At 68.9% G+C, this 15,217-nt stretch carries 12 protein-coding genes and 1 pseudogene; 8 read left to right on the forward strand and 5 right to left on the reverse strand.

Going from position 1 to position 15,217, the window contains the following annotated elements; translation table 11 throughout:
* Positions 1-387 precede the first annotated feature (387 nt).
* The 3 genes and pseudogenes from AB0M11_RS33665 to AB0M11_RS33675 form a co-directional block, all read left to right on the forward strand.
* Positions 388-2,766, forward strand: a complete 2,379-nt coding sequence (locus AB0M11_RS33665; protein ID WP_365711921.1) for a Helicase associated domain protein — start codon at positions 388-390, stop codon at positions 2,764-2,766.
* A 638-nt stretch (positions 2,767-3,404) separates the two neighbouring features.
* The gene (locus tag AB0M11_RS33670; RefSeq protein WP_365711922.1) at positions 3,405-4,256 is read left to right on the forward strand and encodes an MBL fold metallo-hydrolase; all 852 of its coding nucleotides are present in this window, start codon (positions 3,405-3,407) and stop codon (positions 4,254-4,256) included.
* A 940-nt stretch (positions 4,257-5,196) separates the two neighbouring features.
* Positions 5,197-5,442 (forward strand): annotated as a pseudogene (locus tag AB0M11_RS33675) (helix-turn-helix domain-containing protein); the annotation flags it as partial.
* 79 nt (positions 5,443-5,521) lie between these two features.
* Here AB0M11_RS33675 and AB0M11_RS33680 read toward each other — a convergent pair.
* Positions 5,522-6,949, reverse strand: coding sequence for an FAD-binding monooxygenase (locus tag AB0M11_RS33680; RefSeq protein WP_365711923.1), 1,428 nt, complete (start codon positions 6,947-6,949; stop codon positions 5,522-5,524).
* 209 nt (positions 6,950-7,158) lie between these two features.
* On the reverse strand, positions 7,159-7,878 hold the full coding sequence (locus AB0M11_RS33685; RefSeq protein ID WP_365711924.1) for a hypothetical protein: 720 nt from the start codon (positions 7,876-7,878) through the stop codon (positions 7,159-7,161).
* A gap of 315 nt (positions 7,879-8,193) precedes the next feature.
* Here AB0M11_RS33685 and AB0M11_RS33690 point away from each other — a divergent pair, with 315 nt between their 5' ends.
* From AB0M11_RS33690 to AB0M11_RS33700, 3 genes are all read left to right on the forward strand, one after another.
* Entirely contained in the window at positions 8,194-9,690 is a 1,497-nt protein-coding gene (locus AB0M11_RS33690; RefSeq protein ID WP_365711925.1) for an FAD-dependent monooxygenase, read from the forward strand.
* A 189-nt stretch (positions 9,691-9,879) separates the two neighbouring features.
* Positions 9,880-10,044 (forward strand): 50S ribosomal protein L33, encoded by a 165-nt coding sequence (rpmG, locus tag AB0M11_RS33695; protein WP_365711926.1) that lies wholly within the window; start codon positions 9,880-9,882, stop codon positions 10,042-10,044.
* A gap of 56 nt (positions 10,045-10,100) precedes the next feature.
* The gene (locus tag AB0M11_RS33700; RefSeq protein WP_365711927.1) at positions 10,101-10,361 is read left to right on the forward strand and encodes a type B 50S ribosomal protein L31; all 261 of its coding nucleotides are present in this window, start codon (positions 10,101-10,103) and stop codon (positions 10,359-10,361) included.
* 204 nt (positions 10,362-10,565) lie between these two features.
* On the opposite strand, the gene AB0M11_RS33705 is transcribed toward AB0M11_RS33700, so the two are convergent.
* On the reverse strand, positions 10,566-12,053 hold the full coding sequence (locus AB0M11_RS33705) for a long-chain fatty acid--CoA ligase (RefSeq protein ID WP_365711928.1): 1,488 nt from the start codon (positions 12,051-12,053) through the stop codon (positions 10,566-10,568).
* Between the two features lie 336 nt (positions 12,054-12,389).
* On the opposite strand from AB0M11_RS33705, the gene AB0M11_RS33710 reads away from it, so the two are divergent.
* The gene (locus AB0M11_RS33710) at positions 12,390-13,298 is read left to right on the forward strand and encodes a squalene/phytoene synthase family protein (RefSeq protein WP_365711945.1); all 909 of its coding nucleotides are present in this window, start codon (positions 12,390-12,392) and stop codon (positions 13,296-13,298) included.
* 142 nt (positions 13,299-13,440) lie between these two features.
* Complete coding sequence (locus tag AB0M11_RS33715) at positions 13,441-13,875, forward strand: alpha/beta hydrolase (protein ID WP_365711929.1); 435 nt, start codon at positions 13,441-13,443, stop codon at positions 13,873-13,875.
* Here the strand turns inward: AB0M11_RS33715 and AB0M11_RS33720 are convergent.
* Both AB0M11_RS33720 and AB0M11_RS33725 read right to left on the reverse strand, forming a co-directional pair.
* The gene (locus AB0M11_RS33720) at positions 13,796-14,431 is read right to left on the reverse strand and encodes a TetR family transcriptional regulator (protein WP_365711930.1); all 636 of its coding nucleotides are present in this window, start codon (positions 14,429-14,431) and stop codon (positions 13,796-13,798) included. The two genes, AB0M11_RS33715 and AB0M11_RS33720, sit on opposite strands and share 80 nt — an antisense overlap.
* A gap of 60 nt (positions 14,432-14,491) precedes the next feature.
* On the reverse strand, positions 14,492-14,809 hold the full coding sequence (locus tag AB0M11_RS33725; protein ID WP_365711931.1) for a hypothetical protein: 318 nt from the start codon (positions 14,807-14,809) through the stop codon (positions 14,492-14,494).
* Between the last annotated feature and the right edge of the window lie 408 nt (positions 14,810-15,217).

Consider the following 15,217-nt stretch of genomic DNA (forward strand, 5'->3'; position numbering starts at 1 on the left):
CCCCCGCTTCGCGGGGGTTGCATGACGAAGTGTTGATTGGGGGCCAGCTTCGCTCGGCCCCCAATCAACCGGGCTGCTCCGCAGCCCGGTTCGGCAGGTCCGCTTCGCTCCCCTGCCTTTGGCTTTCCGGCTTCGCCTCCAAGCCTGGCCTGCTACGCGGGCGGCTGGCTACGGGGCGCTAGGGCCGGGGTGTTGGGCATTATCCTCCACCTGTACTCAGGGCCGAGGTGTCTTGTCCGAGGTCGCACAGTGTCGATGACGATCCTGCCATAGTGGGGGTGGAAGCTCGCTCCCCGGAGTGGTGCAATCAAAAATGGATGCGGATAAATTCTACGCTTAGCGGGTAGTGCCTCTGGCGGGTGGCCCCGGGGTGAGAGGTGATGTGCTGTGTCGACTCGGTGGACGCTTCGTCCTCATCAGGTCGAGGCTGTTGACGCGGTGGTGCGGGCCTTGGAGCGCGTTCCTGACGGAGGGTCATCGGGTGGTGTGCGAGCCCAGGTTGTCGCCGCTACCGGAACGGGCAAAAGTCTGATCGCCGTGCACGCGGCGCGGGCTCTGCGTGCACGGCGGGTGCTCGTGCTGGTCCCCACGCTCGGGCTGTTGGCGCAGACGGTGTCTGTGTGGCGGGAGGCGGGGCGCCGGGGCCCGATGTTCGGTGCCTGTTCGCTGTCGGGTGAGGGTGCGCAGGTTCTTCAGTGCACCACCGATGAGGCGGAGTTGATGGGGTGGGTTTCCGGGCTGGAGTCGGTGACGGTCTTTGCCACCTATGCCTCGTTGGGGTTGGGGGTCCTGGAGCGGAGTCATCGCTCCGGGCTAAATGCCTGGGATCTGGTGGTGGTGGATGAGGCGCATCGGACGTCAGGGGCATTGGGCAAGGCATGGGCGGGGGTTCATGACAATGCGCGGGTGCCGGCGTTGCGGCGGTTGTACATGACGGCTACGCCGCGGCTGTGGGAGGTGGCGGATCGGGAGGAGGCGGAGGGTGGTGAGCTGGTTGCGTCGATGGATGACGAGACCGTGTTCGGTCCGGTGGTGTATCGGTTGTCGTTGTCGGAGGCGATTGAGCGGGGGTTGATCGCTCGGTATCAGGTGGTGTGTGTCGACATCGCGGATCCTGGACTGTCGGTGGCCGAGTTGGCCGGGGGGGTGGGGAGGACGGCACAGCTTCGGGGTGTGCGGCTGGCGGCTTTGCAGACGGCGGTGATGAAGGCTGCCGCGGAGCGGAGGCTGAGGCGGCTGCTGACGTTTCATTACCGCACCAGTGAGGCCGAGGCGTTCTCCAGCGGTCTTGGCGCGGTGGCGAAGGAGTTGTGGGAGAGCGACCCGGAGCTGTATGCGGAGCCGGATGCGGTGTGGGCTGACTGGCTGTGTGGGGAGCACAAGCCTGCGCACCGGGGGCGTGTGCTGGAGAAGTTCGCGTCGGAGCCGGAGGTTGATCTGGGGGCGGCGGCGTGGGTGCGGGTGCTGTCGTCTGTGCGAGTGCTGGGTGAGGGGGTGGATACCAAGGAGTGCGATGCGGTCGTCTTCGCGGATGTGCGGGGGTCGGCTGTTGACGTCGTCCAGGCGGTGGGGCGGGCGCTTCGGATGCAGCCTGGGGAGGGCAAGGTCGCCTCTCTGGTGGTGCCGGTCTTCCTCGGCCCTGGTGAGCAGCCTGACGAGATGCTGGTCTCTCGGGCTTATGGGGAGCTGGTGAAGGTTCTCACGGCGCTGAGGGCTCATGACGCCCAGGCCGTGGAGCAACTGGCTGCTGTCCAGGTGGCAGGCGGCGAAGCAGCCGGGGGGGCGGTCCAGGCATCCGGTGAGGTGAGCCGGGCTGCCGCGGAGTTGTTGTCGTTCTCCCGGCCGCGGGATCCGGCACAGTTGGCCGCGTTCATCAGTCTGCGGGTGCTGCAGCCGGAGACGCAGTTCTGGCGGCGGGGCCTGGCCGCTGCGCTCGCCTACCGTAGTGACCATGGTGATCTGGCGGTGCCGTACGAGTACCGGACTCCGGACGGGTTTGCTCTGGGAGTGTGGATCGCCCGGCAACGCAGTACGCGCAATCGCGGGGAGCTGGATGCGGAGCGGGTGGGGCAGCTGGATGAGCTCGGCATGATCTGGGCACACGCCGAGGTCGCGTTCGCCGAGGGGCTGTCGGCGGCACGGGGGTGGGCGGCTGAGCACGGGCATCTGCTGGCGCCGGCTGATGCCATGTGGGAGGGCTATCCGTTGGGGCTGTGGCTGAAGAACCAGCGGGCCGCTGTGCGGCAGGACAAGGGCGGGCAGGAAGCGCAGCGGCGGCGGGCCTTGGAGAACATCGATCCGTCGTGGTGTCCGTCCTGGTCGGTGTCGTGGCAGCGGTGCTTCTATCTCGCCAGGCTGCACGTGCGCAGCGGTGAGGTACTGCCGGAGAAGTCAGGGTGTCTGGTGGTGCAGGGGGAGGATCTGGGGCGGTGGGCGGTGTCCCAGCGGCGTCAGTGGGACACGCTGGGGGCGGCGCAGCAGTGGCTGCTACGGGAAGCGCTCGGGCTCGGACCGCTGCAGGACGGTGAGAAGGACGTCGCGGTGCCGCGGCGTACGCGGGCGCAGGTATGGGCGGCGAACCTGGCGGCTGCCCGCCAGTACCAGCGGCGGGAGGGGCATCTGGAGGTGCCTCACCGGCACGTCGAGGAAGTTGAGGGTGATGCGTGCGCGCTGGGGGTGTTCATCGCCAACAGCCGCGCCCGCCGCGCGCGGCTCGCGCCCGAGCGGGTTGAGGAGTTGTCCGAGCTGGGGATGCGGTGGGTGTAGGGCGCGGCTCTTCGCAAGTAGCGTGACTGCGCGGAGTCCGGTCGGGCGAGGCCCGTGCGTCGTCCCGCGCTGGGGCGGGCGGAGGTCAGCGGAACAGTGCTCGGGCCAGGACAGCCTGAGTTTTCCGCCGGCGGCTGCGGCACCGATCTCGGCTGCGGTGGGTCACGCCAGGCCCGTGCACAAAACGACGCACTCCTGTGCCTGCAGCATCTGCCACATCGCGTCGGTTGCCGGAGTGGGGGCGCTGGTGCGGATGATCATCGGCTGCCCTCCTGGGGACGCGGCGCCGTGCATGCCTTCGAAGGCTCTGGTTTCGGCCTGTTGAAGATGGCCGTCCACTCGTGGCTCGGCTGGGGGATGCCCGGAACCTGCCGTCGCGTGTGTTGAGGCAAAAACGCTGCCCCAAGGGCTCGTTCCTGTCTCTGCACAGCCGTTTCCGACCGTGGTGGCAGCAGGATGAGGGACAGCGGGTTGTGGATGACTCGCAAGGAGGGGAACGCGGTAGCGCCCGTTCCCCTCCACTCCGCGACACAGGATCAGTGCGGCCGGCTCGAAGCAGGCATCTCGCACATGCTCAGCTACACACCCAGGCGAGGTCTGGGTGAGTTCACCCGTTTTCATCAGGTGAGAGGAATCCCATGACGTCCTTGGCCTATGCCGTACACGTCAGTCCGCTTCAACCGTTGGCGCCGACCGCCCTGCCTCCCCGGCCGGACGGCGGCCCGTTGCTGTGGTCTCCGCTGTCCACGACTCTCATCTACGGTCCACGCGAGGCCGTCCTGGTCGACCCGGGGCTGACAACGGAGCAGGGGGCCGCCGTCGCCACATGGGCCGCCGGTTTCAATCGCACGATCACCGGCGTCTACGTCACGCATGCGCACGGCGACCACTGGTATGCGACGGCGCCCGTTCGTGACCAGTTCCCGGACCTGAAGGTGTGGGCCACGGCCGAGACGATCGCGGAGATGGAGCGGACCACCCCCGGCGGTCTGCCGAACCCGTTCTGGGGAGCAGCGTTCCCCGGCCTGATCGGCGACACCCCTGTCATCGCCGAGGCCGTCCCGGAAGGCGGCCTCCAGGTGGACGGGCAGCCGCTCGTTCCCCATGCCGCCGGGCACACCGACACCGAGCACACGACGTTCCTGCACGTGCCGTCCTTGGACCTGGTCGTCAGTGGCGACGTCATCTACAACCAGGTGCACCAATACCTCGCCGAGGCCGGCGCCCACGGCATCGACAGTTGGCTCAGGGCGATCGACGCCGTGGCCGCCGTCAACCCGACCACCATCGTGGCCGGGCACAAGAATCCCGATCGTGATGATCCGGCGTCCATCATTGACGACACTCGCGATTACCTGCGTGCGGCCGCAGAGGTTTTCGCCAGTGCCACCAGCCGGGGGGAGTACTTCGAGGCGATGACGCAGAGGTTCCCCGCATGGTTGAACCCGGGCATCGCGTGGCTGACCGCGGTCGGGCGCTGGGCCGAATGAGCCAGGTGTGAGGCATCGCTTCGGCCCCGCGTAGCTACGACTTCCCGGTGTTCGCCCAGGGCCAGGGCTTTCCAGAATGCCCCGAGGGACGGATGCAGCCACTCCGTCTTCGTCAGGGGCCCCTTGCTCCCGGTAGGCCGGCTGGCCCGTTCAGAAGCGTGGCGGGACCGCCTTTGGCGCAGACACCTTGAGGTCGTAGGCGTCCGCCTCGACGGGGTGCGCGGCGGCCGAGGGGGCGTGCGCGGCGGTGTCGGCGTCGCGGAAGGCTCCGGCACCGCGTCGTCACCACCGCTGCCGCGGCTGCGCGCCGCCGTCAGAAGCACGATGCCCACGACGACGACCGCCGCTGTGCCACGAGCCCTTGTCACTGCTACCGCCCCCTTGCGCTGTCGCCCGGAAACACGCCGACCGCGCCGCCGACCCCTCTTCCAGGGTCAAGGGCCTCTCAATCAACGACACTTGTCGCAGTCCTCCGCCCGGAGGAAACGGGCTTGGCGCTGGACGGTAGGAGTAACGGTGTACGCGTTCACCAGGGAGATGATCAGTCCCTCCTCGTTCATTTCGGCGATCTCGGCACCCGCGACAGCGCCGATACGGCCGTCGGGGGTGCGGAACTAGGCGGCCCACTCGGCCCGCAGCGTGCCGTCCGGATCGGCCGTGGTCTGCCACAGGTGCCGCGACTCGGCGCGCATCGTGACGAACTGACGGTAAAGCCGAGGATCGCTTCGAAGCCCGTCACCGGCGTTCCGGTGATGTTGACCGTGGCATCCGGGGCGAAGATGTTCGCCGGTTCTCTTTCAAGGATCGCCGGATCTGTCACGACTCGATCGGCCAGGCCGACGCAGCGGTCGAGACCGTGGTGGGCGGTGCAGACATCTGGTCTCCCTTCCCGCGTTGTCGATGCCGAGGGTGGCGGTGTGCTCTGTGATGGGCTTGCGGTATGCGTGTATGCGGCCCCGTCAGGTGCGGCCGACCGCTGCTACGAGTTCGTCGCTTCAGCCGCCGGTTCCGTGATGAGACCGGTGCGACGCCACGCCAGTGGCTCATCAAGCAGCGTCTTGCCCGTGCGCGTGACCTCCTGGAGTTCAGCAACCTGCCGATCAACCAGATCACCACCGAGATCGGTTTCGCCACCGTGGCCTCACTGCGCCGGCTCATGAACGCCAAGCTGGATGTCTCCCCTGCCGCTTACCGCCGAACCGTCCAGGCATCGGAGTCCGCGGTCCGGGCGGCGGACGGCCACGCCGCCGCTCCGGGACGAACGCTCAGGCGACGTCGGTGGCGGGCCCGTACTCGCGGAAGAACTCCTCGTCCGGCACACCGTTGGCCCGCGCCGCACGTCGTACGAGGTCAGGTGCGAGCAGTGTCGCCGGATGCGCGACCATGAAGCTCACGTCGCGGAAGGCCTCGGCCACCTGGCTGTCGTGAACCACCGCGGCCATGATGTGCCGCATCGCCCAGGCGGTGCGGCGCTGTCGCTCGGAGGCCGGGCGCCCGGCCAGGCCCAGGCGTGCGGCATCCGCTGTCGCCGACGTCTGCCATGCGGCGGCGACCACCACATGTTGCAGCTCGAAGAAGTACCGGGCAGGGATGTCGAGGTCCGGCCCACCGCACAAGTACTCCGACAGGCACGACGCGTGCAACATCGCGGAACTCATGCCCTGGCCGTAGACCGGGTTGAACGACGCCACAGCCTCCCCGGTCACGACCAAGCGGGCCGGGAAACGATCGAGGGCTGCGAAGTGGCGCCAGCGGTTGTCGGGGTGGCGGAAGGGCGCGAGCTCCCCGATCAGCCGGCCCTTTACGGCTTCCTGGTAGACCGGCTGCAGCTCGGCGCACCGAGCCCGGAAGCCTTCGGCGTCCGACACCTGCGGATCGTCGCCGTAGGAGGCGAGCATGACGGCCCATCGCTGGTCTTCGACGGCGTTCACCGCGGCCCCGGCAAACCGGCCGGACGCGAACCGCGGACTGTAGCGCGTGATGCCGCTGAGCGGACCGGCCCAGTCGGGTGAGCGCTCGAAATGAGCCGTGACATAGCGAACATCGACGCTGAGCCGCTCCATTCGCGGCCGGGGCCACTCCCCCGCCTCCAGCCAGTCGGCCATACGGCTGCCGCGACCGGTGGCGTCCACAAAGAAGTCGCCGGCTTGGACAACCTCGCCCGCCTCGGTCGAGTACCTCACCGCCACGACGCGTTGACCGTCGTAGACCAGACCCGTGACGCGACCGGCAACCAGCTCGACGTTCGGCAGGTCCAGGGTGCGTTCGCGTATCAGCCCCTCGAGGAAGGGCCGGGTACAGATGAGGAAGTCCACGTTGGGGGTGCTGACCTGCTGGACCCCGTCCACGTACGACGCGCTCCGGCCCGGCCCCGGCAGCACCGCTCCCCGGGCCTCGGCCTGGCGCGCGGCTCCGGGATACCACCGCTCCAACTGCCGGAGGCCCCCGGGGCTCAGGGTGTGGACCTGGGACCCCTGAGGTACGCCCGGGCGTGGGGCACCGCCGATGTCTCGCACTCCCGCGTCGGGGTCGATCACGACGACACGCTCCGCGTGGTCGGAGAGGACCCTGGCGGCGAACAGTCCCCCGATTCCCGCGCCCAGTACATGCACGGTGCCGAACAGGGCGGGGGTCTTGGTGGGCGCCTGGGAAGCGCTGAGGCGCTGGAACACGGCAATGGGTGAGGCTGGCACGCGCTTCTCCAGGTCGGTTCGGGGCTCCGCGATGGCATACGTATCACGGAAGGCACAGGTGGCACCGACACATGTATCACATACCTTGATCCGGCACAGCGGCGGCAACCCGGGGCCCGGTCCCGGCCACGGTCGGTAAGCCCGGCCGGAGCCGCGACGGGGCAGTCAGCGGCTTGGTGAGAAGCGTTGTCAGCTTGCCGGGCCGGTGCTCACTCGAAGCGGTAGTCGGACAGGTCGACGGAGACGATCAGCGGTTCCGGCGCCGGGGTGTTGTCCGGCTGACGCGGGTAGATACGCAGCTTGGACGGCAGCGTGATCCCCTGGACCTGCACCGGGTCGATGAGGTAGCGGGCCGCGGGATTGCTGCCCTGGATGTCCACCTCGTAGTCGTGTCGGACGAGAAGTCCGCTCTCGTTGAAGTAGTACGTCTGGACCTCGCTGTGCGTCGCGATGGTGTCCGGGAAGACGACCCGCAGGCGCCGCCACTCCTCACCGTTCTCCTGCCACGGTTCGATCTCCTCGGCCGTCACGCCCGGCTGCTTGAAGATGAAGGGTGACGTGAGGTAGGTCCACATCGTGTACCCGCTGAAGTAAGCGACCTGCGCGTCACTCCAGGGCGTCTCCATCTCGTAGCCCGCGAACGACTTGCGGGGCTCGTTCAGTTCCTCGACCACCTCGCCGTCCGGGGTCTCGATCGTGACCCGGTCCGGAGTGAAGACGGAGTGGTTCGGGGTCGGCGCGAACGGCCAGTGGGACACCCGCTCGCGTGTGAGGTCGACTCGCACGTGGCAGTCCTCCAGGACCGTGGGCTTGCCCTTGAGGCCCCACAGGACACCGCCCTGATGCAGCTTGGCGGTCAGCGAGGAGAAGCGGCTGAACTGCTCCAGCCCTCCATGTGCCTTGATCGCCAGTTCGACGAGATCACTCATGCTCGTACTCCTTCATGGTTCTTGTTGCTCGGCAGGGAGCGGTTCGGCACACGTGGTCCGACGCATGCGCCGTCGCTCGGCCCTTCACCCCACTGTGCGGGCGCCCCACGGCGTCGGCATCGGCCACATGACTTAAGCGATGTGTGCGGGCGGCCGGATCCGCAACCTGGGCGCCGAGGCGGGCCGGCCTGTGCACTGAGTAGGCGCACCCTCAAATGACCAGCTGGTCATTATGGCACCGGAGCCGTAACATCCTAATGACCGTCTGGTTATTAGGACCGGACGGCGCATCTACTGGCCAGGAGATGAGACGGCGTGTCCGAAGACAGGGAGCCCACGCGTCACCCAGTGGTCATCGTCGGCGGCGGCCCCGTCGGCCTGTGGACCGCTCACGAACTGGCCCTCGCGGGCGTACGCCCCCTCGTCCTGGAGCAGGGCGAACACCGCAGCCCGCATTCCAAGGCCCTGGGCGTGCATCCCCGCACGATCGAAGTACTCGCCATGCGCGGACGTCACGAGGAGATCCTGGCAGGCGGCCGGCCTGTGCCGAACTGGCATTTCGGCATGCTGGACAACCGTCTGGACTTCCGGGCGCTGCCCACACCCTTCCCGTTCATGCTGGCCTTCCCCCAGTCGGCCACCGAGGAACTGCTGGAGCGGTACGCGGTCGAGTTGGGCGCGGAGGTCCGGCGGGGTCACGAGGTGGTCTCCCTGACACAGGACGACGCGGCCGTCACGCTCCAGGTCCGGGGCCCCGCAGGCACCTACGAGGTGACCGCTCAGTACGCCGTCGGCGCCGACGGCACCCGCAGCACCGTGCGACGGCAAGCGGGCGTCGACTTCCCCGGGACCGAGACCTCTGCATACGGATACCTCGGCGAGGTCGTGCTGGACAGTCCGCCGCCGGCCGGGTTCCAGGCCCTGAACGAGGCCGGTCGCCTCCTGGTGGTACCGCTCACGCACGGCAGGTACCGCGTCACCGGGTATGACCCGCTCAACCAGCACCGCGAGCCGCTCACGCTGGACGAACTCCGGGACGCCGCACGGCGCATCGCCGGCACCGACTTCGGCATGCGCGCCCCGTCCTGGCTGACCCGCTTCGGCAACGCGACGCGCCTGGCAGCGTCCTACCGCGCCGGCCGTGTACTGCTGGCCGGGGACGCCGCGCACAGCCACTTCCCCGCGGGCGGGGTCGGTCTCAACGTCGGGCTCCAGGACGCCATGAACCTCGGCTGGAAACTGGCCGCCGTCGCCCAGGGCAGGGCCGGCTCGGAGTTGCTCGACACCTATCACTCGGAACGGCACACGGTGGGCGAGGAACTCGCGGAGCACACGCTGGCGCAGAGCGCGCTGATCACAGGTCTCACCCCGGACGTGACCGCACTGCGGTCCCTGCTGAGCAACGCGATCGCCGACGAGCCGCACTTCTCCAGGATGCTGGCCGGCAAGCTCTCGGGACTCGACACGGCCTACCCGCCGGCTGAGGCGGACGCCCACCCCCTCACCGGCGTCCGGGCCTACGACCCCGAAGGCCAGGGCGTCCTCCCGCTGCTGCGCGACGGACGTCCGGTGCTGCTGACCACGGGTGACACCCCGGTCTCCGGCGAGGTGGCCGAACGGGCGGCGACGGCCGGCGTCGCGGTCCACCGCAGCCGGCTGTCCGCCACGGGCGGGGACCACTGGACCGGCGTGACCGCGGCACTGCTGCGACCTGACGGACACGTGTGGTGGGCGACCGAACAGCCCGCAGCCACTGCCGACTTCACCAGTGAGGCGGTCAAGGCCCTGGACACCCTGCCCGCCCGGTTCTGAGCGCCAGGGCGTGCCGCCGGCCGGCAGCCGATGCCTGTCAGCGGCGGTGCGGGCGGCCCGGCAGAGGGCGGCGATCGGCGCTCGCGGAGGGTGATGGCGGCGGGAATGCATCACCGGGCGGTGGTGTTGGGAGAACCGTCTGACATGCGCGAGTCAATCAGCTCGGGTGGTCGGCGGAAGGAGTTCCTCATGGCACGCAGCACCACACGCCCCATCGTCAAGCTGAAGTCGACGGCCGGCACCGCAGTCACCTACGTGACCCGCAAGAACCGTCTGAACGATCCCGACCGGCTGGTCCTGCGCAAGTACGATCCGGTGGCCGGCGAGCACGTTCTCTTCCGCGAAGAACGCTGACCCCGCGCGCGCCGACCCCGGCGATGAACGCACTCCCACCGAGGAGGAATACCCCCATGAGGCACGGCATCCACCCCGTCTCCCGCCCCGTCGTCTTCCGCGACCGCGCGGCAGGCTTCCAGCTGCTCACCCGCTCCACCATCGACACCCGGCGGACTGTCGAGTGGGAAGACGGCACCAGGTATCCGGTCGTCGACGTCGAGATCTCTTCGGCGAGCCACCCCTTCTACACCGGCACCTCACGCGTCGTGGACACCGCGGGCCGGGTGGAGCGCTTCCAGCGGCGCTACGGCCGTGCCGCCGCCGACCGCCCCTGACGGGAAGACCCCGTCCTTCGGGATCCGCGAAAAGGATCCGGCCGCAAGAGCCGCCCGGGCTGACGCCCCACCACGCCGCACATCCCAACGGCCAGGCACCGCACACGCGGTGCCTGGCCTTCCCATACCGCACAGTCAGACTGGCCCGAAGCGCGCTCCGCGCCGCACGAAGCCGTCAGTCGTTCGAGCGCTGCAGGATACGGGTCATCGGGGGAGCTGGATCTCCCGCTTGAGGATCTTTCCGGTGGATCCCTTCGGCAGGGAGGGGAGGAACCAGATCTCTCGCGGATACTTGTAGAGGGCGACACGCGCCTTCACGAAGGAGCGCAGCTCCTCCGCCGTGGCCCGGGCGTTCGGCACGAGGACGACGGCCGCGGCGACCTCCTCGCCGAGGGACGCGTGCGGGACGCCGAGCACGGCCGCCTCCAGGACGTCCGGGTGTTCGTAGAGCACGTCCTCCATCTCCCGCGGGTAGACGTTGTACCCACCCCGGATGATCACGTCCTTCTTCCGGTCGACTATGAAGAAGTACCCGTCGTCGTCCTGACGGGCCAGGTCTCCGCTGCGGAACCACCCGTCCGGGATCGCCTCGGCCGTGTCCCCGGGCCGGTTCCAGTAGCCGGCCATGACGTTGTGGCCCCGGATGGCGATCTCACCGACCTCGCCGGCCGGCACGCCGTGTCCGGCCTCGTCCACCAGACGCACCTCGACCCCTTGGATCGGGGTGCCGATAGAGCCGGCCTTACGCGGCCGGTCGAGGTGGTTGAAGGTGGTCACCGGTGAAGTCTCGGACAGACCGTAGCCTTCTCCCACCGCGCAGCCGAAGCGTTTCTCGAATCCGTGGAGCACCTCGGCCGGCAGGGCGGCTCCGCCCGAGACACACACTCTCAGGGCACCTGCCTCGGGGCCGGTGGTGACCGGCGGCTCGTGCAGCAGCGCGTTGTACATCGTGGGCACGGCCACGAATATGGTCACGCCGAACTCGCTCAGCATGGACAGGACTTGGGCGGCGTCGAAACGGGGTACGAGCAGCAGACAGGCGCCCCGGCGGATCGCCGAGTTCATGCTGCCGGTCTGGCCGAAGGCGTGGAAGAGCGGCAGGCACGCCATCATGACGTCCTCGTCGGTGATCCGGACGACGTGGTCGGCCAGGATCTCTGCGTTCCCGCCCAGGTTGCCGTGGGTCAGCGCGGCGCCCTTCGGTGTTCCGGTCGTCCCGGAGGTGTACAGGAGCGCGGCCAGGTCACCGTCCTCCCGGGGTGACGGCGCGGCGATCGGCCCCGGCTCGCCGGCCGGGGTCAGCATCGCGCCGACCGCGGTCACCGTGAGACCTGTCTCGGCAGCGGCCGCCGTCGCCTCCTGTGCGACGTGCTCGTACACGAACAGGCGGGTCGCACCCGAGTCGGTCAGACAGTGCTGGATCTCCCTCTTCTTGAGCAGCGGGTTCATCGGGACGACGACTCCGCCGGCGCGCAGGATGCCGTAGTAGAGCGCCACGAACGCCGGGACGTTGGGCAGCATCACGCACACCCGGTCACCGGTCGCCAGCCCCTCCGCCCGGAGCGTCCCCGCGATGCGGGAGGCAGCAGTGTCCAGCTCCGCGTACGTCACCACGATCTCGCCCAACCGCAGTGCGGGGTGATCGGGGTGGAGCCGCGCCGTCGCCGACAGGTTCTCCGCGATGTTCGGCATATGTCCTCCTGCTCAACGGCCCGGTGGCGACCCGGCGTCGGCGACCCGGGGCAAGGCACGGCACATGTCGTACGCCGGCAACACATGTACTCGGAGCAACATAGCAGTCGGTCGCTGCCGCCTGCCTCGCCGCTCCACGAGTCACACGTATGCGCAGCACCACGCAAGCGGGACTGTTCACTTCTCCCTCAACGGCGGGCCGTTCGGGACGACTTCCTTCACCTCTGGTCACTCGCGGTTCGGTGTCTGGCGCAACTGCCCTAGTCTGGCGTACCGCGTCCGGCAGCTCCGGTGGTGAGCGCTCGGGCCTTTCCTTCAGCGGAAGAGTTGATCAGTGTGGCTGCATTAGATGACCTCTCCGGTGCCCGGACGGACGATGTGCGGGCGGCATACCGTCATTGCGAGGAAGTGACACGCAAAGAGGCGAAGAACTTCAGTTACGGTGTCCGGCTGTTGCCGGGTCCCAAGCGGCGTGCCATGTCGGCGATTTACGCGTTGGCGCGCCGGGTGGACGACATAGGCGACGGTGACCTGGAGACGCGGCGCAAGACGGAACTGCTCGGACGCGTCAGCTCGATGGTGGACGGGCTGATGTCGGGGCACGCGGATCCCGATGACGCTGCTGACCCGGTCCGCCTGGCCCTCGCGGACGCGGCTCGGCGTTTCCCGATTCCCCTGGGGGCATTTCACGAATTGATCGACGGCGTCACGATGGACGTCGAACAGAGGAACTACAAGAGCTTCGACGATCTCCTCACCTATTGTCGATGCGTCGCGGGCTCCATCGGGAGGCTGTCTCTCGGGGTTTTCGGTTGCGCGGACCCCGACCAGGGACAGGAGTACGCCGACACGCTGGGGTTGGCCCTACAGGTCACCAATATTCTGCGGGACGTCCGCGAAGACGCCGCCATGGGCAGACGCTATCTGCCCGCTGAGGATGTCGAACGCTTCGCCTGTGAAGAGGCCGACTTCGGGACGGGCTTCGTCCCGTCCGACGCGGATTTCGACGGTCTCGTCAAATTCGAGGCGAGCAGGGCGCGTGCGTTGTTCCAGGAGGGTTTTCAGCTGCTACCGCTGCTCGACCGTCGCAGCAGGGCGTGCGTGGGCGCGATGGCGGGCATCTACCGGGGACTGCTCGACATCATCGAGAGGGAGCCCGGAGCGGTGCTGGCCGGCCGGATCTCCCTGAGCACGAAGGAGAAGTCACGTCTGGCCCTCGTGGCCCTGCTGGGACGTGTGCGCTGACGCTTGTCCGGCTTCGTCGAGCCGCGCGCGTCACCCGCGCCGGCTCGGCGGCCTGTTCCTGGCCGGCGGCGTCCACTCGGGAGGCCCTGGGGTACGACGGAGCACCTGCGCATGCTCGCGTCGGAACACTGGGCTGACCCTGGTGTACCACCTCGCCCCGGTCGGATCCGGCGCCAGGGACCCGTTGCCGGACGGCGATTGCACGATGCACCGCTACGCGCGCTTGACCGAAGCCGTACTCGACGACGTCGGCGCACCGACTGCGTACGTCCTCGGCCGCTCGCACGGCGGCTTCGTCGCCCTGCACATCGCCATCGAACACCGCGACCGCCTCGACGGGCTGATCCTGTACGACACCGCTCCCGTCTTCGGGGCGGAACTCACAGAGACGGCCACGTCGAAGACGGCGGCCTTCGTCCAGCGCTGGCCGGTCCGGCCGGAGGCGGTCGAGGCAGCCCATGGGTCTTGCCGCGGTCAGAGTGGACGCCCCGCGGCCGCTACCGTCCCCGGCCCTGCTCGGCGGGCGGGGCCTCGGTGCCGGAATTCCCGTGGAACAGGGCTTCGAGCGAAGTGGTGAGGTCCGCGGTCAGGTGTTCCGCGCTCATCTCCGCCAGGGCTCCGGCTCGTACGACGTACCGGCTGAACGTGACGCCGACGAGCAAGGCGGCGACAAACGGAAGCCGGTGCCGCAGGTCGTACTCGTCCAGGAGCCGGCGGTACACCTCGTCTGTACGCTCCTGCATCGCCACGTACAGGGCGGCGGCGCTGCCGGTGTCGTCGGCGGCACTGCGCAGCAGCGCAACGAACGTGTCATTGCCGTCGGCGCTCTCCATGCGACGTACGTAGCCGCGGGCGATACGAGCGGCGAGTGGCTCTCGGGTGTCCTCGGCCAGGGCGTCGACGTCCCGGGTGCCCGGGACAGCCGCCAGGAACAGGCTCTCCTTGCTGCCGAAATGACGCAGCACCGATCCATGCGTGACGCCGGCGCGCCGGGCGATGTCCCGCAGCGTGGCCCGGTGGTACCCGCGCTCGGCGAAGGCCTGTGAGGCGGCCTGCAGAATGGCTCGGCGGTGCAGTTCCGGGTTGCGTGTGCGGCGGGGCGGCGCGGTCGGGTCGGTGTCGGGTGCGGCCATGGGCGGAGCCTACCGTCGTGGTCGTTTCCTTCGCCGTCGCCGACCGCTTCCCCGGCCGGTTCAGCGCAGGTGCGTGAGGGTCCCGAGGTGGGCGACCGGCGCGCTGCCGGGCAGCGCGATGCGCGAGTGCACCCGCCCGCGTTCGAAGTCCTCCAGGTGGAGGACCCTGGTACCGCGCTGCTCCCGCCAGGAGGTGAGGTACACGTGGGGGCGGACCTCCGCCACCGTGGTGGTCACGGTTTCGGTGTGCCCGTCGGGCAGTATGCCCCCTCCTTCGACGACGGTGAGGGCCATCGTCGAATCGGTGACACAGTGCATCTCGAAGGTGAGGATGCCGAGGTCCACGAAGTAGCGGTTTCCGTTCTGCCGGTGTGACATGTCGCGCCCTTCGGCTGCGTTCGCTTCGATACGGCCGACGCTCCCGCCTCTCTGCCGCGTGGGCATCGGTCATCCGACCGACGCGCGGCCGTCGGCCCGTCCCGACGAGTCCGCTGTGCGTACCGGGAGCGCAAGCAGGCCACGCGAGCGCATGTACGGGCATCGATCAGGTTCTGTGGGGACGGTGAGCGCGCAAGGCCGGGGTAGCGATCGAAGAGCGCGGTGAGCGTGATGCCCGTCTCCATCCGGGCCGGCGGAGCGCCGAGGCAGTAGTGGATGCTGTATCCCAGTGCAGGTACCCGGTGGTGTCACGGGCAATGTCCAGCCGGTCGGGGTCGGTGCAGCGGGGCGGGTCGCGGTGCGCGGCGGCGAGCGACAGCTGGACCGTTTCGCCGACCTGGACGGTGA

Origin of the sequence: Streptomyces sp. NPDC051987 (assembly GCF_040680735.1) — a bacterium.
Lineage (GTDB): Bacteria > Actinomycetota > Actinomycetes > Streptomycetales > Streptomycetaceae > Streptomyces.